This window comes from Sphaerotilus hippei (assembly GCF_003201595.1).
Taxonomy (GTDB): Bacteria; Pseudomonadota; Gammaproteobacteria; order Burkholderiales; family Burkholderiaceae_C; genus Sphaerotilus; species Sphaerotilus hippei.
The window spans coordinates 1-21,148 of the sequence record NZ_QJJS01000016.1; the positions used below are offsets into that span (position 1 = coordinate 1).

The 21,148-nt window shown below is 69.2% G+C and carries 19 protein-coding genes; 12 read left to right on the forward strand and 7 right to left on the reverse strand.

All coding sequences use genetic code 11. The features are described 5' to 3' along the window. Positions 1 to 115: 115 nt before the first annotated feature. The 4 genes from iolB to C7444_RS15340 are packed head-to-tail and all read right to left on the reverse strand — an operon-like array spanning position 116 to position 5,779. Complete coding sequence (gene iolB / locus C7444_RS15325) at positions 116 to 925, reverse strand: 5-deoxy-glucuronate isomerase (RefSeq protein ID WP_110401729.1); 810 nt, start codon at positions 923 to 925, stop codon at positions 116 to 118. Between the two features lie 14 nt (positions 926 to 939). Then, entirely contained in the window at positions 940 to 1,869 is a 930-nt protein-coding gene (iolE, locus tag C7444_RS15330; protein WP_110401730.1) for a myo-inosose-2 dehydratase, read from the reverse strand. 56 nt (positions 1,870 to 1,925) lie between these two features. Next, complete coding sequence (gene iolD, locus C7444_RS15335; RefSeq protein WP_110401731.1) at positions 1,926 to 3,809, reverse strand: 3D-(3,5/4)-trihydroxycyclohexane-1,2-dione acylhydrolase (decyclizing); 1,884 nt, start codon at positions 3,807 to 3,809, stop codon at positions 1,926 to 1,928. Between the two features lie 17 nt (positions 3,810 to 3,826). Beyond that, positions 3,827 to 5,779 (reverse strand): bifunctional 5-dehydro-2-deoxygluconokinase/5-dehydro-2-deoxyphosphogluconate aldolase, encoded by a 1,953-nt coding sequence (locus C7444_RS15340; protein WP_110401732.1) that lies wholly within the window; start codon positions 5,777 to 5,779, stop codon positions 3,827 to 3,829. Positions 5,780 to 6,075: 296 nt separating this feature from the next. Between C7444_RS15340 and C7444_RS15345 the strand changes: the two genes are divergently transcribed. The 3 genes from C7444_RS15345 (at position 6,076) to C7444_RS15355 (ending at position 9,720) form a co-directional block, all read left to right on the forward strand. Next, on the forward strand, positions 6,076 to 7,002 hold the full coding sequence (locus C7444_RS15345; protein ID WP_110401733.1) for a sugar ABC transporter substrate-binding protein: 927 nt from the start codon (positions 6,076 to 6,078) through the stop codon (positions 7,000 to 7,002). A 112-nt stretch (positions 7,003 to 7,114) separates the two neighbouring features. Continuing rightward, positions 7,115 to 8,662, forward strand: a complete 1,548-nt coding sequence (locus tag C7444_RS15350) for a sugar ABC transporter ATP-binding protein (RefSeq protein WP_110401734.1) — start codon at positions 7,115 to 7,117, stop codon at positions 8,660 to 8,662. A gap of 32 nt (positions 8,663 to 8,694) precedes the next feature. Then, complete coding sequence (locus tag C7444_RS15355; RefSeq protein WP_110401735.1) at positions 8,695 to 9,720, forward strand: ABC transporter permease; 1,026 nt, start codon at positions 8,695 to 8,697, stop codon at positions 9,718 to 9,720. A gap of 155 nt (positions 9,721 to 9,875) precedes the next feature. Here C7444_RS15355 and C7444_RS15360 read toward each other — a convergent pair whose 3' ends face one another. Continuing rightward, positions 9,876 to 10,931 (reverse strand): LacI family DNA-binding transcriptional regulator, encoded by a 1,056-nt coding sequence (locus tag C7444_RS15360; RefSeq protein ID WP_110401736.1) that lies wholly within the window; start codon positions 10,929 to 10,931, stop codon positions 9,876 to 9,878. Positions 10,932 to 11,136: 205 nt separating this feature from the next. Between C7444_RS15360 and C7444_RS15365 the strand changes: the two genes are divergently transcribed. The 8 genes from C7444_RS15365 (at position 11,137) to C7444_RS15400 (ending at position 17,863) form a co-directional block, all read left to right on the forward strand. Further along, the gene (locus C7444_RS15365) at positions 11,137 to 12,198 is read left to right on the forward strand and encodes a fatty acid desaturase family protein (protein ID WP_110401737.1); all 1,062 of its coding nucleotides are present in this window, start codon (positions 11,137 to 11,139) and stop codon (positions 12,196 to 12,198) included. 40 nt (positions 12,199 to 12,238) lie between these two features. Continuing rightward, positions 12,239 to 12,547 carry a MocE family 2Fe-2S type ferredoxin gene (locus tag C7444_RS15370; protein ID WP_110401738.1) on the forward strand — a complete coding sequence of 103 codons (309 nt, stop codon included), beginning with the start codon at positions 12,239 to 12,241 and terminating at the stop codon, positions 12,545 to 12,547. A gap of 13 nt (positions 12,548 to 12,560) precedes the next feature. Next, complete coding sequence (locus C7444_RS15375; protein ID WP_110401739.1) at positions 12,561 to 13,793, forward strand: NAD(P)/FAD-dependent oxidoreductase; 1,233 nt, start codon at positions 12,561 to 12,563, stop codon at positions 13,791 to 13,793. A 34-nt stretch (positions 13,794 to 13,827) separates the two neighbouring features. Further along, entirely contained in the window at positions 13,828 to 14,172 is a 345-nt protein-coding gene (locus C7444_RS15380; RefSeq protein ID WP_110401740.1) for a 3-methyl-2-oxobutanoate hydroxymethyltransferase, read from the forward strand. Positions 14,173 to 14,324: 152 nt separating this feature from the next. After that, a complete protein-coding gene (locus C7444_RS15385; protein ID WP_110401741.1) occupies positions 14,325 to 14,954 on the forward strand; it encodes a formyltransferase family protein in 630 nt (209 codons plus the stop codon). A 14-nt stretch (positions 14,955 to 14,968) separates the two neighbouring features. After that, complete coding sequence (locus tag C7444_RS15390; protein WP_110401792.1) at positions 14,969 to 15,970, forward strand: xylose isomerase; 1,002 nt, start codon at positions 14,969 to 14,971, stop codon at positions 15,968 to 15,970. Between the two features lie 26 nt (positions 15,971 to 15,996). Next, positions 15,997 to 16,797, forward strand: a complete 801-nt coding sequence (locus tag C7444_RS15395; RefSeq protein ID WP_110401742.1) for a pseudouridine synthase — start codon at positions 15,997 to 15,999, stop codon at positions 16,795 to 16,797. A gap of 181 nt (positions 16,798 to 16,978) precedes the next feature. Beyond that, positions 16,979 to 17,863 carry a MurR/RpiR family transcriptional regulator gene (locus C7444_RS15400; protein WP_110401743.1) on the forward strand — a complete coding sequence of 295 codons (885 nt, stop codon included), beginning with the start codon at positions 16,979 to 16,981 and terminating at the stop codon, positions 17,861 to 17,863. A gap of 3 nt (positions 17,864 to 17,866) precedes the next feature. On the opposite strand, the gene C7444_RS15405 is transcribed toward C7444_RS15400, so the two are convergent. Next, positions 17,867 to 18,964 carry a LacI family DNA-binding transcriptional regulator gene (locus C7444_RS15405; protein WP_110401744.1) on the reverse strand — a complete coding sequence of 366 codons (1,098 nt, stop codon included), beginning with the start codon at positions 18,962 to 18,964 and terminating at the stop codon, positions 17,867 to 17,869. 18 nt (positions 18,965 to 18,982) lie between these two features. Next, positions 18,983 to 19,822, reverse strand: coding sequence for a TIM barrel protein (locus tag C7444_RS15410; RefSeq protein WP_110401745.1), 840 nt, complete (start codon positions 19,820 to 19,822; stop codon positions 18,983 to 18,985). Positions 19,823 to 20,137: 315 nt separating this feature from the next. Here C7444_RS15410 and iolG point away from each other — a divergent pair, with 315 nt between their 5' ends. Further along, complete coding sequence (gene iolG / locus C7444_RS15415; RefSeq protein ID WP_110401746.1) at positions 20,138 to 21,133, forward strand: inositol 2-dehydrogenase; 996 nt, start codon at positions 20,138 to 20,140, stop codon at positions 21,131 to 21,133. Positions 21,134 to 21,148 lie beyond the last annotated feature (15 nt).

The following is a 21,148-nucleotide window of genomic DNA, read 5'->3' on the forward strand; positions in this document are numbered from 1 at the left end:
GCGGCAGCGGCGAGGGCGGTCAGGGCCAGGCGGGTGGCGGAACGGCTCATGGGTTTGTCTCCTGTGGTGTGGGCGGGAAAGTGCCGCTGTCGCGGCGGGGAAACTCGGTGGCGGTTCAGCTCTTGGGCTGCAGCATCCATTCGTGGGCGGGATCGTTCTTGAAGTGCCAGGCGCGGCCGGGGCCGGCCATCACGTTGAGGTAGTACAGGTCGTAGCCGTGCGGGGCCACGCAGGGGTGGTAGCCCCGCGGCACCATCACCACGTCGTGGTCCTCGACGACGCAGGCCTCGTCCAGGCTGCGGTCGTCGGTGTAGACGCGCTGGAACGCGAAGCCCTGGGGCGGGTTGAGCCGGTGGTAGTAGGTCTCCTCGAGCAGCGTCTCCTCCGGCGCGGCCTCCCGGTCGTGCTTGTGCGGCGGATAGCTGCTGGAGTGGCCACCCGGCGTGATGACCTCGGTCACCAGCAGGTGGTCGGCGGTCGGGTCGTCGGCCATCAGCACGTCGCAGACGTAGCGCGTGTTGCTGCCGGCCCCGCGCACGCTGCGGCGCATGGCTGCGCCGTCGAGGCGCCTCACCTGCTTGCCTCCTTCGTAAGGGGCGGTGCACAGCGCCACCTCGGCGTCGCGGCGCGCGGTGATGAGCACCGCCTGGCCACCCGGCACGTAGAGTGCATCGGGCGACACCTCCTCGAACACGCTGGCGCGCTTGCCGAGCGCCTCGTGCACGATGCCGTCCACGGTCACGTCGACCGTGCCCGACAGCACCACCAGGCACAGCTCGCGGGCACCGGTGTCGAGGCTTTCCTGGTCACCGGCCTGCAGCCGCAGCGCACGGAAGCCCACATGGGTCCAGCCGGCCTTCTCGGGGGTGACGTCGCAGATCTGGCGGCCGGCATCGGCCTTGACCAGCAGGGGGGAGATGGGCATGTCGGGCTCCTGGCTCAGGCGCTGAGCTGGTCGACCAGGCGACGCAGCGTGTCGTAGCCCTTCTTGGCGTACGGGTAGCTGGGCGCGACGGCGGGATCCTGCTCGGCCTCGACGACCAGCCAGCCTTCGTAGCCCGAGGCCTTCAGCGTGGCCAGCACGGCGGCGTAGTCGATCACGCCGTCACCGGGCACGGTGAAGGTGCCGTTGATGACGCCGTTGAGGAAGCTCCAGCCGTCGTTGCGGGCCTGGGCGATGACCTGGGCCCGCACGTCCTTGCAGTGCACGTGCACCACCCGGCCGACATGCTTCTTCAGCACCGCGACCGGATCGGCCGCACCGCCGAAGTAGGCATGGCCGGTGTCGAACAGCAGGAAGACCTTGGCCGGATCGGTCAGGGCCATCAGCTTGTCGATGTCGGCGGGCGACTCGACATAGGCGCCCATGTGGTGGTGGTAGGCCAGCTTGATGCCGTAGGTCTCGATCAGGTGCTGGCCGAAGGCGTCCAGGCGCTCGGCATAAGCCTGCCAGGCGGCTTCGTCGGCAAAACGCGGGCGCTTGGCGACCGGCGTGTCGATCTGGCCCTGGATGGTGCCGGCGCACTCGCCGTAGACCACGACCTTGACGCCGTTGTGCTGCAGCTTGCTCATGTGCGCCCGGCAGCGCTCGATCTCGGCGGCCACGGCATCGGCGTTGCCCTGGCCGGGCGCCACCTCGGCCAGGAAGCCCGAATACCAGCCCGACACGCAGGCCAGGCCGAACTCGTCGAGCTTGGCCTTCAGGCCCGGGCCATCCTTGGGGAACTTGTTGCCCAGCTCGAAGCCTTCGTAGCCGATCTCCTTGCCTTCGGAGAGCGCGGTCTCCAGCGTGGTCTCGCCGCCCAGCGAGGGCAGGTCGTCGTTCATCCAGGACAGGGGGTTGATGCCGATGCGGACGTTCCAGGTCATGTCGGTGCTTTCGTGTTCGGTGGAGGGGTGCAGCAGGTCGGGCGTGGCCGCGGGGCTCAGCGCTTCTGCTTCTTCTTGGCTTCGAGGTAGCGTGCGTGGGCCTCGAGCACCTCGGGACGCTCGGAGACCTCGGGGATCGCGACTTCCCACCAGGCGCCGCCGTCACCGGTGGTGCGGTGGTGGGTGGTGTCGATGACCAGCACCTGGCTCCTGGTGGCGGCGCGGGCGCGCACCATCTCGCGCCGCAGTTCGGCCACGTCCTTGACGTGCACCGCCTCGGCCCCCATCGAGCGGCCGTGCATCGCGAAGTCGATGCTCGAGGGCTCGCCGCCCTCGGGGATGCAGTCGTCGAGCATGTTGTTGAAGCTCGCGCCACCACTCTTGACCTGCAGGCGCTCGATGCAGCCGTAGCCGCGGTTGTCGAGGATGACGACGATGATCTTGCGGCCCAGCATCACCGAGGTGGCCAGTTCGGCGTTGAGCATCATGTAGGAGCCGTCGCCCACCATGACGATCACCTCGCGCTCGGGGCGGGCCAGCTTCGCGCCCAGGCCCCCCGCGACCTCGTAGCCCATGCACGAGTAGGCGTAGTCCATGTGGTAGTTGCCCGGCACCCCGGCGCGCCAGAGCTTGTGCAGCTCGGCTGGCAGCGTGCCGGCGGCGCAGACGACGATGTCGCGCGTGCCGCTGTCCAGGCCGCTGTCGGTGGCGGAGTCGCGCACCGCGCCGATCACCTCGGCGTCGTAGGGCAGCACGTCATGCGGCACGTGGGTCGTCAGCTCGTCGACCCGGTGGACCCAGCCGGCGGCCAGGTCGCGGCACTGCGCGGTCCAGGCGCCGTCGGCCGTCCAGCCGGCCAGCGCGGCGCCGAGCTGTTCCAGGCCGGTGCGGGCGTCGGCGAGCAGCGACTGGCCGCCCTTCTTGCCGGCGTCGAAGGCCTGCACGTTCAGGCTCAGCAGCTTCGCGTGGCCGAACAGCGCATGCGAGCCGGTGGTGAAGTCCTGCAGCCGGGTGCCCACTGCGAAGACCACGTCGCACTGCTCGGCCGCGCTGTTGGCGGCCGGGGAGCCGGTCACGCCGATCGAGCCCAGGTTCAGCGGATGATCCCAGGCCAGGCTGCTCTTGCCGGCCTGCGATTCGACCACCGGCAGGCCGTGGGCCTCGGCGAAACGGCGCAGCGCGTCCCAGGCCTGGCTGTAGAGCACGCCGCCGCCGGCGACCAGCATCGGCTTCTTCGCGCTGCGCAGCAGCTCGGCCGCCTCGGCCAGTTCACGGGCTTCGGCCGGCGGGCGGCGGAACCGGATCAGCGCCGGCTTGAAGAAGCTCTCGGGCCAGTCGTAGGCGTGGGTCTGCACGTCCTGCGGCAGCGCCAGGCAGACCGGGCCGCAGGTGGCCGGATCGCTCATCACCTGGATGGCCCGCGGCAGCGCGACCAGCAGCTGTTCGGGGCGGGCGATGCGGTCGAAGTAGCGCGTGACGGAGCGGAAGCAGTCGTTGGCGCTGACGTCGCCCTGCTCGAAGCTCTCGACCTGCTGCAGCACCGGGTCCGGCAGGCGCGACTCGAAGCTGTCGCCCGGCAGCAGCAGCACGGGAATGCGGGCCACGTGGGCCAGCGCAGCGGAGGTCACCATGTTGGTGGCGCCCGGGCCGATGCTGGAGGTCACCGCCATGATGCGCTGGCGGAAGTTGGTCTTGGCATAGGCCACGGCCGCGTTGGCCATGCCCTGCTCGTTGTGGGCGCGATAGGTGGGCAGCACAGCCCGTTCGGCGTGCAGCGCCTCGCCCAGCCCGGCCACGTTGCCGTGGCCGAAGATCGAGAACACCCCGCCCACGTAGGGCAGGACCTCGGTGCGGCCGTCGGGATGGGTCATCTCGACGCGCAGGGCGGCCAGGTAGCGCACCAGCGCCTGGCTGACGGTGAGTCGTACGGTTGCTTCCATGTCGGTCTCGTCGGATCTCAGGCAGCGGCCTGCACGGTGTCGCGGCGGCGCTTCCAGGCGTCGACCAGCGTGGCGAAGTTGTGGGCCACCTCGTTGATGAAGGCGGTGTCGTCGAGCTCGCCGCGGAACCACTTCAGCGAGGCGTCGACCCACAGTGTGCGGCCGACCATGAAGCCCTTGACCATCGGGTTGGTGGCCTGCGCGAAGCTGTCGGCCAGGTACTGCAGCGGCTGGTTCAGCCCGAGGATGACCGCGCCGCGGCAGTGGGCGTCACGCTCGGCCATCAGCGCCTCCAGCGCGCTCCAGCCGGCGGCGCTCATCGGCGCGAGCTTCCACCACTCGGGCTTGACGCCCAGGTTGTAGAAGCGCTTGACCGCACGCAGCACCGCTTCGTCCTCGGTGCCCGCCGGCGTCATGGCCTTGGGCGGAATGATCTCCAGCAGCAGCTCGTTGCCGCTCTCGCGGGTGGCTTCCCAGAGTTCGAGCACCTTCTGCTCCTGCTCCAGGCGCAGGTCGACCGCGTCGTCGGGGTGGTAGTGCACCAGGCACTTGACCACCTGCTCGGTCGGCCAGTGGATCAGCGCGCTGCCCACCGACAGCGTGCCGTCGAAGCGCAGCGGGCGCGAGCCCGGCAGCTCCACCGGACGGCCCACCCACCAGCCGCGGCCGGTGGCGCTGGCCAGCGCATCACGGCCGTAGTCGCCCCCGTCGATCAGCACCCCGGTGTGGCCCTGCAGCTGACGGCTGCGCTCGACCTGTTCGGCCGCCTTCACCAGCAGCTTCTTGAGCTCGGGCACCCGGCTGTCGTCGACCCCGGCCTCGCGGGCGATGTCGTAGAACTGGCTGCGGTGGTCGAAGGCCATCACGCACAGCTCGTCCCAGCTCGGGCGGGCGGCGGTGACCCGGTGCAGGTGGGCGAGCTGCTGGTCGGCGTCGACCTTGGGGTTGCGGCTGCCGCCGAACCAGTGTTCCAGCTCGGCCGGCGTGGGCATCGCGGCCGAGCAGGCATGGCGCGAGACCACGATCGCGCCGCAGGCGTTGGCCATGCGGGTGGCGTCGGCCCAGTCCTTGCCCTGCAGCAGGCCGGTCATCAGGCCCGACAGGAAGGCGTCGCCGGCGCCCAGCACGTTGAGCACCTCGACCCGCTCGCCGCGGTAGGTCGGCGCGTCCTCGATGCGATCGGGGATCCGGCCCTCGATCACGCAGCAGCCCAGCGCGCCGCGCTTGACCACCAGCGTCGCGGCCGACACGTCGCGCACCGCCTTCAGCGAGGCGATCAGGTCGTCCGGCACGCCCCCGGCGATGAAGAACTCCTCCTCGGTGCCCACCAGCAGGTCGAAGTCACCCAGCACCTGCTGCAGCTGCAGCGTCACGTTGGCATCGGGCACGAAGCGGTTCTCGCCCGCGCCGCGGGTCGTCAGGCCCCACAGCACCGGGCGGAAGTCGATGTCGAGCACGCGCATGACCCCGTGGCGGCGTGCCAGGCTCAGCGCCCGGGTGGCCGCGCGGCGGGTCGCCGGCGTCGACAGGTGCGTGCCGGTGATGGCCAGCGCGCGGCACTGCGAGATGAAGTCCTCGCGGATCTGGTCGGCGTCGATGGCCATGTCGGCGCAGTTCTCGCGCATGAACAGCAGCGGGAAGGTGTCGCGGTCCTTCAGGCCCAGCAGCACCAGCGCGGTCAGGCGCTCCGGGTCGACCTGCAGCTGGCTGACGTCGCAGCCCTCGCGGGACAGGGTCTCGCGCAGGAAATTGCCCATCTGCTCGTTGCCCACCCGCGAGATCATGGCGCTGCGCAGCCCCAGGCGGGCCACGCCGAAGGCCAGGTTGCCCGACGAACCCCCGAGGTACATCGCCATGCTGCGGGCGTCCTCGAGGCGGCTGCCGAACTGCTGGGCATAGAGGTCCACCGCAACCCGGCCCAGGCAGGCCAGGTCGATGCGACGACCGTTGGGAAAGTTCAAGGTGCTCATGTGGGATCCGTGCCGGGTCAGGTGTTCATCGAAACTGGGACGGAGTCTAGGTCGGTCGAAAATGCGATTCTCTAGGTGTATTCCTGTAGAAATCCATTTCCAAAAAACTTCGATCTGAAGCTAAAGTGGCGTCGTGTTGAAAGCGCCTCGCAACGCTTCCAACCGACGGAAAGCAGAGCGGGCAGGACCTGCACGCTCTGGGTTTCAAACGGCCGGAGTCCGCCCAGGCGGATGGATCCACCCAGGGAGGCGTCGCGACGCCCCCGTTCCACACAGACTTTTAGGAGACAAAGATCATGAAGAAGATGCTGTTGGTTGCCGCTGCTGCCGCCTCGCTGGTGTCCCCGCTGGCCCACGCCGAGAAGGTGGGTCTGGCCATGGCACAGCTCGACACGTTCCTGACGATCCTGAAGAACGGCACGCTCGAGGCAGGCAAGAAGGCTGGCGCGACCGTGCAGGTGGAAGATGCCCAGAACGACGTGGGCAAGCAGCTCAGCCAGATCCAGAACCTGATCGCGCAGAAGGTCGACGCGATCATCGTCAACCCGGTCGACACCGACGCGACGCCCAAGATCACCAAGATGGTGACTGCCGCCGGCATCCCGCTGGTCTACGTGAACCGAAAGCCGGTCGACTTCGACAAGCTGCCGGCCGGTGTCGCGGTCGTGGCCTCCGACGAGAAGGTCTCGGGTACGGTGCAGACCCAGGAAGTCTGCCGCCTGCTCAAGGGCAAGGGCTCGGTGCTGGTGCTGATGGGCGAGCTGTCCAACGAAGCCGCACGCACCCGCACCAAGGACATCGAGGAAGTGGTCGCCACCAAGGAGTGCAGCGGCATCAAGATCGCTGACAAGCGTGAAGGCAAGTGGGATCGGACCCAGGGCCAGGACATCACGACCAACTGGCTGTCGACCGGTGTCAAGTTCGACGCGATCATCGCCAACAACGACGAGATGGCCATCGGCGCGATCAATGCGCTGAAAGCCGGCAAGAAGTGGACGTCGAGCTCGATCGTCGCGGGCATCGATGCCACGCCGGACGCGCTGGCATCGATGAAGGCGGGCGACCTGAAGGTCACCGTGTTCCAGAACGCCGCCGGCCAGGGCGCTGGTGCGGTGGAGACGGCCCTGAAGCTGATCAAGAAGCAGCCGGTCGACCGTTTCGTGAACGTGCCTTTCGAGCTGGTGACCCCGGCCAACCTGAGCAAGTACAGCGGCAAGAACTGATCTGGTTCCTGTCGTCGAGTCTGTCTGGAGCCACTCCCCGGAGTGGCTCCAACCCCGCAGCGGCACGCCCCTCCCGTGCGTCGCTGCTGTAGGTGAGTGTCAAGGAAGCTCTATGTCCTCAGCCATTCTGGAAGCTGCACCGGCCGGGTCCCACACCTTCGCCGTCGAGCGCTCCACCGGCTATCTGCTCGAAGTCCATGGCGTGCGCAAAGCCTTCCCCGGCGTCGTCGCGCTCGACAACGTGCAGTTCAAGTTGCGTCCCGGTACCGTGCATGCGCTGATGGGCGAGAACGGTGCCGGCAAGTCGACGCTGATGAAGATCATCGCCGGCGTCTACATCCCCGATCAGGGCGAGCTGCGTGTCAAGGGCCGGGCCCTGACGCTCAAGGGCCCGCTCGATGCGCTGGACAACGGCATCGCGATGATCCATCAGGAACTCAACCTGATGCCCTACATGACGGTGGCCGAGAACATCTGGATCCGCCGCGAGCCGCTCAACCGATTCGGCTTCGTCGATCACGCCGAGCTGCGCCGCCGCACGCAGGCGCTGTTCGACCGCTTGGTGATCGACCTTGATCCCGAGGCCGAGGTGCGCAGCCTGTCGATCGCCAGCCGCCAGATGGTGGAGATCGCCAAGGCGGTGTCTTTCGAGTCCGACGTGCTGATCATGGACGAGCCGACCTCGGCGCTGACGGACAAGGAAGTGGCCCACCTCTTCCGCATCATCCGCCAGCTTCGTGCCCAGGGCAAAGGCATCGTCTACATCACGCACAAGATGAACGAGCTGTTCGACATCGCCGACGAGGTGTCGGTGTTCCGCGACGGCAAGTACATCGACACCAAGCTGTCCAGCGAAGTCACCCGCGACGACATCATCAAGATGATGGTGGGCCGGGAGATCACGCAGATGTTTCCCAAGGAGGAGGTGCCCATCGGCGACGTGGTGATGTCCGTGAAGAACCTCGCCGTCGAAGGCATCTTCAAGGACATCAGCTTCGACCTGCGTGCTGGCGAGATCCTGGGCTTGGCCGGCCTGGTGGGTTCAGGCCGCTCGAACGTGGCCGAGGCGCTGTTCGGCGTGGTGCCGGCCACCAGCGGGGACATCGTGATCAACGGCAAGAAGGCGCTCATCGACACGCCCGCCGCCGCGATGGCGCATGGCATGGCCTTCCTGACCGAGGACCGCAAGGACACCGGCTGTTTCCTGATCCTCGACATCCTGTCGAACATGGAGACGGCCGTGCTCAGCAAGCGCTACGTCTCCTTCGGTTTCGTGCGCAGCGGTGAGCTGAGGCGTGACTGCGAGGAGATGAGTCGCACGCTGCGGGTGAAGACGCCCGACCTGGACGAGACCATCCAGAACCTGTCGGGTGGCAACCAGCAGAAGGTGCTGATCGGCCGCTGGCTGCTGACCAAGCCGAAGATCCTCATCCTCGATGAGCCGACCCGTGGCATCGACGTCGGTGCCAAGGCCGAGATCCACCGCCTGGTCTCCAAGCTCGCCGGTGAGGGCGTGGCGGTGCTGATGATCTCCTCGGAGATGCCTGAGGTGCTCGGCATGAGCGACCGCGTGGTGGTGATGCACGAGGGTCGTGTCACCGGCATCGTCGACCGCAAGGACGCGGATCAGGTTCGAATCATGGAACTGGCCTCGCAGTGAGCGAGGCCCCCACAACTACCCGGAGACTTCCTATGGCCATCAGCAATCCATCCGTGGGCGCCCAGTCCATGACCTTCCGGCCGCCCAAGCGCAAGTGGCCGCCCGAACTCAGCATCTTCCTCGTGCTGGTCGGCATCAGCCTGTTCTTCGAGATGCTGGGCTGGTACATCAACGGCCAGAGCTTCCTGCTCAACCCCGAGAGACTGCAGATCATCATCCTGCAGATGTCGGTGATCGGCATCATCGCCATCGGCGTGAACCTGGTCATCATCACCAGTGGCATCGACCTGTCTTCAGGGTCGGTGGTGGCGGCTGCCGCGGTGGTCTCTGCCAGCCTGGCTCAGGTGTCGGACTTCCCGCGCGCCGTGTTCCCGGGGCTGACTGACCTGCCGGTGTTCTGGCCGCTGCTGGCCGGCATCACGACCGGGCTGGTGATCGGACTGATCAACGGCACGCTGATCGCGAAGACAGCCATTCCGCCCTTCATCGCGACGCTGGGCACGATGGTGGCAGCCCGCGGTTTCGCGAAGTGGTTCACCGGCGGGATGCCCGTGTCGATGCTGACCGACGATTTCGCCTGGATCGGCTCGGGCCTGAATCCTGTGATCATCTTCCTGGTCGTCGCGCTGATCTTCCACATCGTGCTGCGCTACACCCGCTTCGGCAAGTTCTCCTATGCCATCGGCGCCAACCGCCAGGCGGCGCTGGTGTCGGGCATCAACGTCAATCGCCATCTGATCTGGGTCTACACGATTGCCGGTCTGCTCAGCGGCATTGCCGGGTCGGTCACCGCAGCACGTGCCATCTCGGGCCAGTCGAGCATGGGCGTGATGTACGAGCTCGATGCGATCGCCGCGGTCGTCATCGGCGGTACCTCGCTGGTCGGTGGCGTGGGCCGCGTGACGGGCACGGTGATCGGCGTGCTGATCCTGGGCGTGATGACCTCGGGCTTCACCTTCATCCGCATCGACGCCTACTACCAGGAGATGGTCAAGGGCGCGATCATCGTGGCCGCTGTGGTGGCCGACCAGTACCGCCAGCGCAATCGTCGCGGCTGATCCGGTCCAGCCTCCAGCGTCAGGCCATAGGGCGCGCAGCGCAAGCTGCGCGCCCTTTCCCATGGCGGTTGCTCCTCGTTCCGGAGCGAGAACGATGTTCCGTCTGGATCACCTCGGTGACCTGCGAGCGCTGGTGAACCGCACGCCCCGCCACTTCACATGTTCTCTGCTGTGTAGACCTCCACGGGCAGTGTCATCTGCACGCCGTGCGGTCGCATCTGCTGCGGCCGCTCCAGCGCATCGAGCATGGCCTGCACCACGGTGCGGGCGATGGCGGCCTGGGGCGTGCCCAGCACCAGGTCGATGACCCCGTCGGCCAGCGCGGCCCGGTGCTCGGGGGTGAGTTCGTTGCTCACCGTCACCACGTGGCCGAGCGCATGGCCGGGCGGCCGTTCGGCCTGCAGCGCCCGGATGGTGCCGGCCATGCCGCCACCGCCGGCGTCGTACAGGCCGGCCAGGTCCGGGTGGCGGCGCAGCAGGTCCAGCGTGGCCTCGTGGGCCAGCTGCGCGTCCTCCAGGTTGACCTGCGTCTCCAGCACGCGGAAGTCCGGCGCATGCTCGCGCAGATGGGCCCGGAAGCTCATCTCGCAGGCCTCGTGACCCAGGTAGCGGTGGCTGCCGACGAAGACGCCCACCGGCCCGGGCCGCCGGGCCAGGCGGCTGATCGCCCAGGCGGCGGTGCGGCCGCTCTTGCGTGGATCGACCCCCACGAAGCCGGCGCGCAGCGGCGCGCTCAGGTCCGACAGCAGCGCGAAGGTCGGGCAGCCCCGGCCGTGCAGGGCCTCCACGGCCGCGCTGACGTGCGGGTGGTCCACCGCCACCACGCCCAGCGCGTCGGTCTCCCGGCCCAGCTGCAGCATGCGCTCGGCGATCGCCGCCGGCTCGAGCTCGTCCATGTACTCGATGACCGCCACGCACGGGCTCGCGTGCTGGCTGGCCGCGGCCGACAGCTCGCGCCCGAAGGCGCGGTAGAAGGCCTCATGGCGCCGCAGCAGGCAGAACCCCAGCGTGCGCACTTCCCGCTCGCTGCGCTCCGTCAGCCGGGCGCGCATCAGCGGGGCCCCGTGGTAGCCGATGCGCTCGGCCGCCTCGATCACCCGCATGGCCGTCGCCGAGCGCACCGGCAGGCGGCTGTTGAGCACCCGGTCGACGGTGGCGGTGCTGACCCCGGCCGCCTCGGCCACCGCCGCCAGCGTCGGGCGGCGGCTCATCGGACCGGCTCCCGAGGGTTGTCACCCGGGAGGCGTGATGGAAATGCAATGCTGCTGCGCCGCATGGATGATGGATTCTGATATCAAATGATGGAATCTGATTGTCCATCAAGGACGAGCTGACTAGCATCCGCCTCATTCCGGTGTGGAAATTTTTTTCCAGTCGACCGAATACTCGAAAACCCTGATGAGCACGGACGCAGACATGAACAGTCAGACGATGAGGGGCCCGGCGCCCAGCCTGGACGACTACCGCCTGATCGGTGGCGCCGGCGAGCGCGCCCAGGCGGCCGGCCTGGTGAGCGCCGAGTGGTACCGGTGCCCGGTGCCGCGTGCGGTGATGAAGGAGCTGATGAAGCGCAGCGACGGCCCGGCGATCCGCGACACGCTGCTGTGGTTCGCGCTGGTCATCGCGGCGGGGGTGGCGATGTGGTTCACCCGCGAGTCGCCCTGGTTCGCGCTGACCTTCTTCGTCTACGCGACGCTGTACTGCGGCCCGGCCGATTCACGCTGGCACGAGTCCAGCCACGGCACGCCGTTCAAGACCCGCTGGATGAGCGATGCGCTCTACCAGGTGGCCAGCTTCATGGTGCTGCGCCGCGCCACCCGGTGGCGCTGGAGCCACACCCGCCACCACACCGACACGCTGGTGACCGGGCGGGACCCCGAGGTGGCCGTGCCCGTGCCGTCCGACATCGTCGGCCTGCTGCTGAACCTCTTCGCGCTCAGGAGCGGTCCGAAGGAGCTGGGCCGGGTGCTGATGAACGCCGCCAGCCGCATGGACGAGGAGGAGAAGACCTTCGTGCCCGAGATGGAGTGGCACAAGGTGCGGCGCGAGGCCTGCCTGTGGGTGCTGATCTACGCGGTGGTGATCGGCTCGGCGCTGTACTTCCAGAGCTGGCTGCCGCTGTTCTACATCGGCCTGCCCTCGTTCGCCGGCGCCTGGCTCTACAGCTTCTTCGGCCTGACCCAGCACGCCGGCCTGCCCGAGAACGTGCTCGACCACCGCCAGAACTGCCGCACGGTCCACATGAACCCGGTGTTCCGTTTTCTGTACTGGAACATGAACTACCACATCGAGCACCACATGTTCCCGATGGTGCCCTACCACGCGCTGCCTCGGCTGCACGAGGTCATCCGGGCCGACTGCCCGCCGCCCTATCAGGGCATGGCCGAAGCCTACGCCGAGATCATTCCTGCGATCCTTCGACAGAGCACCGAGCCGACCTGGCACGTGGTGCGTCCGATCCCCCGGCCCCAGGCCTGATCCCTTCAACAGACTGCCCAGCAGCACCCAGGAGACCGACATGAGCGAATGGATTTCCGTCTGCGATTTCGACGACATCGACGACGAGGACATGGTGCGTTTCGATCACGCCGGCCACACCTATGCGGTCTACCGCGTCGAGGAGCGTGTGCATGCGACCGACGGCCTGTGCACCCACGAGAAGATCCACCTGTGCGACGGCCTGGTGATGGGCCATGTCGTCGAGTGCCCGAAGCACAACGGCCGCTTCGACATCCGTGACGGCCGGGCGCTGGGCGCACCGGTGTGCGTCAACCTGAAGACCTACCCGGCCAAGGTCGAGGGTGGTCGTGTGCTGATCCAGATCTGAGGGCGAGGCGCTCATGCATCAGATCCGAGCCATGGTGATCGTCGGTGCCGGCCATGCCGGTGGCCGTGCCGGTCAGGCCCTGCGTGAACTCGGCTGGAAGGGGCCGATCGTGATGATCGGTGCCGAGACGCACCTGCCCTACGAACGCCCGCCGCTGTCCAAGGGGCTGCTGACGGGGGCGCAGGACGCGGTGTCCTGCGCGCTGCGCCCGGCCGCCGACCACGACCGTGACCTGATCACCCACTGCGTGGCCTGGGTCGATCGCATCGACACCCGGCGTCGCGAGGTGGTGCTCGACGGCGGGCGCCGCATCGCCTACGAGGCGCTGCTGCTGGCCACCGGCGGGCACCTGCGGCGCCTGTCGGTGCCCGGCGCCGGCGGGGCCGGTCTGCTCGGGCTGCGCACGCTCGACGATGCGGCCTCGCTGCAGCCGCGCCTGACGCCCGGGGCCCGCCTGGTCATCGTCGGCGGCGGTTTCATCGGCCTGGAGGTGGCCGCGTCCGCCCGCCAGCGCGGCTGCGAGGTCACGCTGATCGAGGGTGCGGCCAGTCTGCTCGGCCGGGCCGTGCCGCCCGCCATCGGCGCGCGGGTGCTGGCCCTGCACCGGGCGCATGGCGTCGACGTGCGCCTGCAGGCCAGCCCGACGGCCTTCGGCACCGACGGCCAGGGCCACCAGACCGTGCAGCTGGCCGACGGCAGCGTGCTGACGGCCGACACGGTCGTGGTGGGCGTGGGCATCGTGCCCGCCACCGAGCTGGCCGAAGCCGCCGGCCTGGCGGTGGCGCGTGGCATCCGGGTCGACGCGGGCCTGCGCACCAGCGATGCCCACGTGTTCGCCGCCGGGGACGTGGCCGAGTTTCCCAGCCCGCTCAGCGGCGAGCCGATCCGCCAGGAAACCTGGCACAACGCCGAGACCCAGGCCCGCGTGGCCGCGGCCAACATGCTCGGCGGCCACGAGACCTGCAGCCAGCTGCCCTGGTTCTGGTCCGACCAGTACGACCACCAGCTGCAGGTCAGCGGCGAGCCGGCGCTGGGCGTGCGCCGCGTCAGCCGCCTGCTGGGCGACGAGGCCCAGATCGATTTCCACCTCGACGGCGACGGGCGCCTGGTCGGCGCCAGCGGTTTCGGGCCGACCACCGTGGTCGCCCGCGAGCTCAAGCTGGCCCGGCTGCTGGTCGAGCGCCGCCGCCAGCCGGCGGCCGAAGCCCTGGCCGACCCGGGCGTCAAGCTCAAGTCGCTGGCCTGATCACCCCCGTGATTTCCCCCTTTCCGGAGACCCCATGAAAACAGCCCACCGCCCGACGATCGCCGACCTGCGTGCCCTGAAGGGCCGCCGGCAGCTCAGCATGCTGCGGGTCGAGATGGGGGCCGGCGCCGGCTGCGATGCGCAGTACCTGTTCGCCAGCGACGTGCTGGGCAGCAACCGCGGCCACGTGCCCCGCCACGCCAAGGTCTACCGCGACTTCGCGGCCGAACACGAACGCCTGCAGGCCGAGCGCGTGGCGGCCTTCCGGGAGTACCAGCAGGACGTGGCGGGTGGTGCCTACCCGCAGGCCGGGCACATGGTGGGCGTGAGCCCCGAGGTGCTCGGCGAGTTCCGGCAGTTCCTCGACCAGGCGCACTGAGGTCCGGCCGGCCCGGGCCTCGCCGCCCGCGACCGACCGACCGCGCTCCTCCTCTCCCGCAGGGTGGCTCACCCGGTGCGCCTGCGCACCGGGTCGGGCATCGCCTTGCCTCCACGTCCAGACCTCCGCCCCGACACCGACGAGATCACCCCATGGCCAGCACCTACATCCTCACGCTCTCCTGCCCCGACCAGCCCGGCATCGTGCATGGCGTCTCCGGGCTGCTGTTCCAGCATGGCGCCAACATCGAGGAGGTCGCCCAGTACAACGACCAGCAGACCGGCCTGTTCTTCATGCGCGTGCAGTTCGCCTGCGGCCAGGTCAGCATGGAGCAGCTCGACGCCGCGCTGCAGGAGCTGGCCGCCGTCTGGACCATGACGGTCGAGCTGCACCGCGCCGACCAGCGCATGCCGGTGGTCATCATGGTGAGCCAGCAGGGCCACTGCCTCAACGACCTGCTGTTCCGCTGCAAGAGCGGGCTGCTGCCGGTGGACATCAAGGCCATCGTCTCCAACCACCGCGACTTCTACCAGCTCGCGGCCAGCTACAACATCCCCTTCCACCAGAAGCTGATCGGCGCGACGGCCCACTACGTGACGGCCGACCTCGACGAGGGCCCGATCATCGAGCAGGACGTGGCCCGGGTGGACCACAGCCGCACCGTCGACGACCTGACCGCGCTGGGCCGCGACACCGAGAGCCAGGTGCTGGCGCGCGCCGTCAAGTGGCACAGCGAGCGCCGCGTGCTGCTCAACGGGCACAAGACCGTGATCTTCAAGTGAGCATCGATCCGTCCATGTCAACCCCGCCGCGGGCGCTGCAGGTCGGCATCAACATCGACGGCGTGCTGGTGCACGACGGCCTGGCCACGCCGCAGCCGGCGACCCGCTTCGCCTGGATCCGCCACAGCGGGGCCTTCGACTACATCGAGAAGAACATCGATCCGGGCGAGGACTTCGCGCCGTACTTCGACCTGGTCGAGCGCCACGGCGTGCCCATCCGGGTCTTCGGCGGCATCTTCTGCGCCGGCGTGGACGAGCCGCGCATGCGCTGGGGCCTGGCCACCGGCGGACGGCTCGGCGCGCCGGTGTTCAACATGCAGCTCTACGCCCGCCATGCCGATGGCCATGCGCTCGGCGACGAGGAGGTGGCCCGCTTCTTCCTCGAGGCGATGGAGCATGGCAGCCGCAGCGGCTGCCTGCCCAGCCTGGAGGTGCACGTGGACATGTGGAGCGAGTCGTTCCGGCGCGTCGAGCGGGTGGCCGAGCGGCTGGCGCGCTCGAACGTGCGGCTGCGCCTGACGCTGGACCACTCGCACCTGATCTTCAAGATCGGCCACGCCGCGGAGCTGGCCCTGAGCGGCCTGGCCGACGAGCCCGACGGTGCCCGCGCGCTGCTGGCGCCCGATGGCGCCGCCACCTTCTACCGCCAGTGGCTGCAGGAGGGCTGGGTCGCCCACGCCCACGCCCGCAGCGTGGCGCCCGGCGTGAGCCACAACGCCGCGGCGAACCGCCGCCGCGGCCTGCCGGGCCGGGCGATCCAGTATCCGCTGATCGAGCCGCCGCCCGGCAGCTTCCACGCCGGCTGGCAGGCCGAACGCCTCCAGCCCTGGAAGGACGCGGTGCTCGACCTGCTGCGCTGCATGCGGGCGCAGCCGCAGCACGCGCCGCAGCGCATCAGCTGCGAGTTCATCCCCTTCGCCGACTACGGTGGCGGGGCCCGCTACTCGATCTGGGACAACAACCTGGCCTGCGCACGCTGGCTGCGCGAGCAGTGGGGCGCGCTGCAGGCCGGCTGAGACCGCGCTGGGCTAGAGTGAGCGGCATGACCGACGACCTGCCCATCCTCTGGCGCGACGAGCACCTCATCGCCATCCACAAGCCGGCGGGCTGGCTGGTGCACCGCACCGGGCTGGATGCGCAGGAGACCCGCTTCGTCGTGCAGACGCTGCGTGGCCAGCTGGGCGGGCGGCATGTGCATCCGGTCCACCGGCTCGACAAGGGCACCTGCGGGGTGTTGCTGCTGGCCCTGCACCCGGAGGCCGCCAGCAGGATGGCGCGGGCCTTCGAGGCGCAGGCGGTGCACAAGACCTACCTGGCGCTGGTGCGCGGCTGGGCGCCGGTCAGCGCCGACGTGGACCACGCGCTGCGGCCCGACGACGCCCCCGCCGACGCGCCGGCCCAGCCGGCCCGCACCCGCTTTCGGCGCCTGGCGACGCTGGAGATCGCCGAGTCGGCCGACGGTCGTTTCCCGACCACGCGGGCGTCCCTGGTCGAGGCGCAGCCGCACAGCGGCCGGCGCCACCAGATCCGCCGCCACCTCAAGCACCTGGCCCATCCCATCCTGGGCGACGCGACCCACGGCAAGGGACCGCTGAACCGCTGGTGGGCCGAACGGCTCGGGCGGCAACGCCTGTGGCTGCACGCCTGCACGCTGGGCTTCCGCCATCCCTGGAGTGGCGCCGAGGTGCTGCTGCACAGCGGCCTGGGCTGGCAGGCGGGCACCGGGCTGTCGGCGTCGGCGGAGGCGCCGGACGATCTGCAGCACTGGCAGGCGCTGACACGGCAGCTGCCACCGTGTGCGGAGGAGGGCGCCTCGCCGGCCTCGGGGTGGGAGACGCCGTGAAGGCCCTGTCGCCCCACCCCTCTCACGCGGTGGCCGCTGGTGCCGTCCGGCCTGCGGGCCCCGTGGCCGGGACCCGCACAGATAAAAATCAATTTCCAATGTCAATGCACGGGGAAATCCTTGTTCTGTTGTTTGCGAACATCCGGGAACATGGCGACTCTCGACATCAATCAGGACCCACATGACCGCAGCGCAGACCCAGATGACGGTCGAGCAGTTCCTCCAGCGTGTGTCGCAGGAGTACGAGGGACTGAGCAAGCAGCTCAAGCTGATCGCCCGACATGTCGAGTCCCACCGGGATCACCTGGGCCTCGAAGGCATCCAGGAGGTGGCCGCCCAGTGTGGTGTGCAGCCCTCGGCCGTGGTGCGTTTTGCCAAGCACTTCGGCTATTCGGGCTACATCGAGCTGCAGCGCATCTTCCGTGACGGCCTGTCGCAGCAGATCGCGCCCAGCCGCAACTACCAGTCGCGCATCCGCGACGTGATCGAGTCCGGCGACGGTCCGCTGTCGTCGACGCAGATCGCCCACGAGTTCCTGGCCGGCAGCATCGCGGGCATGCAGGAGCTGCAGGGCTCGCTCGATGAGCCCGTGTTCCAGCGCGCGATCGACCTGCTCGAGCAGGCCGAGACGATCTGGATCGCCGGGTCGCGCCGCTCCTTCCCGGTGGCCGTCTACCTCGACTACGCGCTCCAGCACACCGACAAGCGCATCGGCCTGATCCACTCGCTGGGCAGCATGCACGAGGGCCAGATGCGCTCGGTGCGTCCGGGCGACGTGCTGGTGGCCGTGTCCTTCGCGCCTTATGCCGAGGAGACGGTGCTGGTCGCGCAGCAGGCGGTGCAGCGGGGCGCCCAGCTGATCGCGATCACCGACAGCCGCATGAGCCCGCTGTCGCGCGAGGCCGAGGCCTGCCTGATCGTGCAGGACAACGCCACCTTCGGCTTCCGTTCGCTGACCGCGACGATGGGCCTGGCGCAGAGCCTGTTCATCGCGCTGACCTACCGGCTGGAGCTGCCTTACCGCCCGACCAGCCGGCGCACCGTGGTGCGCGGGCCTGGCGGCTGAGCCTCAGGCGCCTGCCTCGTGATCGAGGTAGGCGTGGCGCCCCAGGTTCTCGGCGCAGAACAGCCGGAACTCGTTGGGCTCGCCGGGTGCGGGCTGCTCGACGTAGCCGGTGGCGTGCAGCAGGTGGTGCAGGCTGGTGGCGACCTGGCCGTCGGGATCCTGGTCGATGACCAGGTCCATCAGGCCCAGGCGCACCAGGTTGCGGTGCTCGTCGCTGATCTCGTGGCCGATCCAGACCGGCCGATGGGCCGGCGTCAGGCGCTGCAGCACCGCGGCGATGCCGGCCGAGCCCGCGCCGCTGTGATACAGGCCGACCAGCGGCACCTGGTCACGCTGCGCCTGGGCGAGGGCCTGGCGCAGCTCGATCTGGCAGCGGTCGGGGTCGTCCAGGCAGGTGACCGGGGCGCTGCAGGCCAGCTGCGGATGGCGTTCGGCCAGCACCTCGGTGGCGCCCTGCATGCGCTCCACGTGGGCGCGGTAGTCCAGCGAATTGGTCAGCAGCAGCACCCGCCCCGGACCCCGCGCGAGCCGGCCGATGAAGTGGCCGGCGGTGCGCCCGGCGTGGTGGTTGTCGATGCCGGCGTAGTGCAGCCCGGGCACGTCGCCGATGCCGCTCATCAGCGTGGCCACCGGCACCCCGCGCTCGATCTGGCTGCGCAGCGCCTCGCGCACGACCTCGCTGTCGTGCAGCGCGACGATCAGGCCGTCGCGGCGGTGGCCGGGCCGGGTCAGCGCAGCCTGCACCCGAGCGACATCGTCGGCGTCGACATGGTGGCGGTGGATCAGGATGCGGGGATCGAGCGTCTGCGCCGAACGCTGCAGCGCCCGGTCGAGGCGGCGGAAGTAGGGCGTCGGGCTGTCGGCCAGCACCACGTCGAAGCGGGTCAGGCCATGGCGCGGGTCGGGCAGCAGGCGCGGCACGCCCAGCTGCTTGGCCGCCGCCACCACCCGGGCGCGGGTGGCGGCCGACACGCTGCCCCGTTCGTTGAGCACCCGGTTGACGGTGGCGGTGCTGACCCCGGCGGCGGCGGCGATCTCGATGAAACGGGCGCTGCGCTTGCGCCGGGGCGGCCCCGGGGGGCGGGAGGATGCGTCGCTCATCCCGCCTTCATGCCACGATCAGGCCGACGTGGCAAGCGCGGCCACGCGCTGGCGCAGGTGGGCCATGCTGGTGGCGAGCTGTGCCTCGATGTCGGTCGCCGCGGCGATCTGCTCGGCGAAGGGCTCGAAGGAGACGCAGCCGGTGTAGCCGGCATCCAGCAGCGTGCGCAGCTGCGCCACGTTGCCCAGGCGGTCGGCGCTGCCCACCAGCACGCGGTGGCCGTCGCGCATGTCGGGCACGGTGACGGCCGAGTCCTCGACGCCGGAGATGTGGATCAGGCCGGTCCACTCGGGGAAGAACAGGCCCTCGCCGGCGAGGTGGTGGTGGAAGGTGTCGTGCACCAGGCGGAAGGTCGCGTCCGCGCCGATCTCCTCGAACGCACGCACCGCCTGCGACTTGCGGCGCACCGCACATTCCTCGAAGCCCAGCGGCTCGACCAGACCGACGATGCCGTGGTCGGCCAGGATGGGCTGGAGCGACTTCAGCGCATGCACCAGCGCGGCGTGGCGCGCGTCGGCCGAACGCGCGTCGGCGCGGCTGTTGGTCGGGCACAGCACCAGGGCCTCGGCACCGCAGTCGCGGGCATAACGGGCCAGCGCGACGGCCTCGGCCTCACGCTCGGCGGTGAACTGATCGAAGCGCTGCAGCGCGTTGATCGAGCGGATCACCAGGCCGTGCGCCCGGGCGATCGTACCGATGTCGCCGGCCGGCACGCCGTCGCCGATCTCGATGCCCGGCAGGTCGTTGCGGATCTCGATCGCGCCCACGCCCAGGCGGCGCGTCATCGCGGCGAAGTCGGCGAAGGACAGGCGCGGAACGGCCATGCGGTTGAGGGCGAAGCGGATGTCCTGGCTCATGGGGGGTCTCCTGGCTCGAGGCCGTTGGTGTTGGGGGGGCAGCGGGGGTGAACGGTCGTCACTCTAGGCAAGCCCGTGGCCGACGGCAGCAGCAGATTTGACTCTTTATGATCAAGATTCGAAATGCGCCCCGGACGGTGATTCCGGCTGATTTCATGAGGTCTTTTCCCCATGGAGACGGGGTCGATGCGCAATGAAAATTCCATGGAAAACACTGATGGAAAATTATTTCCATATTCAGGGAGGCCTAGCTATAGTGCGGCCATGCTGATGGCAGCAAGGACTGCACCCCACAGCCAACCCCCAGGAGACTCCATGAAAAATGTCGCCGTCTTCGGCGCCGGCCGCATTGGCCGCATCCACGCCACCAACCTGGCCAACCTGCCGGGCGTCCAGCTCAAGTTCATCTGCGACCCGGTCGGCGACAGCGCGTCGCAGCTGGCGTCGCAACTGGGGGCCAGTGTCTCCACGATCGAGGCGGTGCTGGACGACTCGAGCATCGACGTGGTCGCGATCACCTCGCCGACGTCGACCCACTCCGACCTGATCACCCGTGCGGCCGCCGCCGGCAAGCACATCTTCTGCGAGAAGCCGGTCGACCTGTCGGTGCCGCGCGCCATCGCCTGCGGCGAGGCCGTCCAGGCCGCGGGCGTGGCCTGCATGATCGGTTTCCAGCGCCGCTTCGACCCGACCTTCAACGAAGCCCGCACCCGCATGGACGCCGGCCAGATCGGCAACCCCGAGATGCTGGTCATCACCAGCCGCGACCCGGGCGCGCCGCCGGCCGAATACATCAAGGCCTCGGGCGGCATCTTCCGCGACATGCTGATCCATGACCTGGACGTGTTCCGCTGGATCCTGTGCGCCGACGGCGACGAGGCCGAGTGGCTGAGCGCCACCGGCTCGGTGCTGACCGATCCGGCCATCGCCGCCCTGGGTGACGTGGACAGCACGGCCGTGACGATCCGCACCAAGAAGGGTCGCCTCTGCCAGATCAACACCAGCCGCCGCGCGGCCTACGGCTACGACCAGCGCTTCGAGGTGCTGGGCTCGCTCGGCCTGCTGCAGTGCGGCAACCACACGCCGAGCGAAGTCGTGCAGTGGGACGCCAGCGGCGTGCGCGCCGACAAGCCCGAAGCGTTCTTCCTGCAGCGTTATGCCGCCGCCTACAAGGCCGAGATCGCGCACTTCTTCGAGTGCCTGCAGTCCGGTGGCAGCTTCCGCACCACGGTGGCCGATGGCGTGAAGGCGCAGATCCTGGCCGACGCGGCCGCCGAAAGCTGCCTGAGCGGCCAGCCGGTCCGCTTCTGAGCTGACGGCTGGTCC

Bases quoted from the DNA above. Each gene is read 5' to 3' on its own strand.
- iolB (WP_110401729.1), bottom strand. From the start codon at position 925: ATGCCCATCTCCCCCCTGCTGGTCAAGGCCGATGCCGGCCGCCAGATC.
- iolE (WP_110401730.1), bottom strand. From the start codon at position 1,869: ATGACCTGGAACGTCCGCATCGGCATCAACCCCCTGTCCTGGATGAAC.
- iolD (WP_110401731.1), bottom strand. From the start codon at position 3,809: ATGGAAGCAACCGTACGACTCACCGTCAGCCAGGCGCTGGTGCGCTAC.
- C7444_RS15340 (WP_110401732.1), bottom strand. From the start codon at position 5,779: ATGAGCACCTTGAACTTTCCCAACGGTCGTCGCATCGACCTGGCCTGC.
- C7444_RS15345 (WP_110401733.1), top strand. From the start codon at position 6,076: ATGAAGAAGATGCTGTTGGTTGCCGCTGCTGCCGCCTCGCTGGTGTCC.
- C7444_RS15350 (WP_110401734.1), top strand. From the start codon at position 7,115: ATGTCCTCAGCCATTCTGGAAGCTGCACCGGCCGGGTCCCACACCTTC.
- C7444_RS15355 (WP_110401735.1), top strand. From the start codon at position 8,695: ATGGCCATCAGCAATCCATCCGTGGGCGCCCAGTCCATGACCTTCCGG.
- C7444_RS15360 (WP_110401736.1), bottom strand. From the start codon at position 10,931: ATGAGCCGCCGCCCGACGCTGGCGGCGGTGGCCGAGGCGGCCGGGGTC.
- C7444_RS15365 (WP_110401737.1), top strand. From the start codon at position 11,137: ATGAACAGTCAGACGATGAGGGGCCCGGCGCCCAGCCTGGACGACTAC.
- C7444_RS15370 (WP_110401738.1), top strand. From the start codon at position 12,239: ATGAGCGAATGGATTTCCGTCTGCGATTTCGACGACATCGACGACGAG.
- C7444_RS15375 (WP_110401739.1), top strand. From the start codon at position 12,561: ATGCATCAGATCCGAGCCATGGTGATCGTCGGTGCCGGCCATGCCGGT.
- C7444_RS15380 (WP_110401740.1), top strand. From the start codon at position 13,828: ATGAAAACAGCCCACCGCCCGACGATCGCCGACCTGCGTGCCCTGAAG.
- C7444_RS15385 (WP_110401741.1), top strand. From the start codon at position 14,325: ATGGCCAGCACCTACATCCTCACGCTCTCCTGCCCCGACCAGCCCGGC.
- C7444_RS15390 (WP_110401792.1), top strand. From the start codon at position 14,969: ATGTCAACCCCGCCGCGGGCGCTGCAGGTCGGCATCAACATCGACGGC.
- C7444_RS15395 (WP_110401742.1), top strand. From the start codon at position 15,997: ATGACCGACGACCTGCCCATCCTCTGGCGCGACGAGCACCTCATCGCC.
- C7444_RS15400 (WP_110401743.1), top strand. From the start codon at position 16,979: ATGACCGCAGCGCAGACCCAGATGACGGTCGAGCAGTTCCTCCAGCGT.
- C7444_RS15405 (WP_110401744.1), bottom strand. From the start codon at position 18,964: ATGAGCGACGCATCCTCCCGCCCCCCGGGGCCGCCCCGGCGCAAGCGC.
- C7444_RS15410 (WP_110401745.1), bottom strand. From the start codon at position 19,822: ATGAGCCAGGACATCCGCTTCGCCCTCAACCGCATGGCCGTTCCGCGC.
- iolG (WP_110401746.1), top strand. From the start codon at position 20,138: ATGAAAAATGTCGCCGTCTTCGGCGCCGGCCGCATTGGCCGCATCCAC.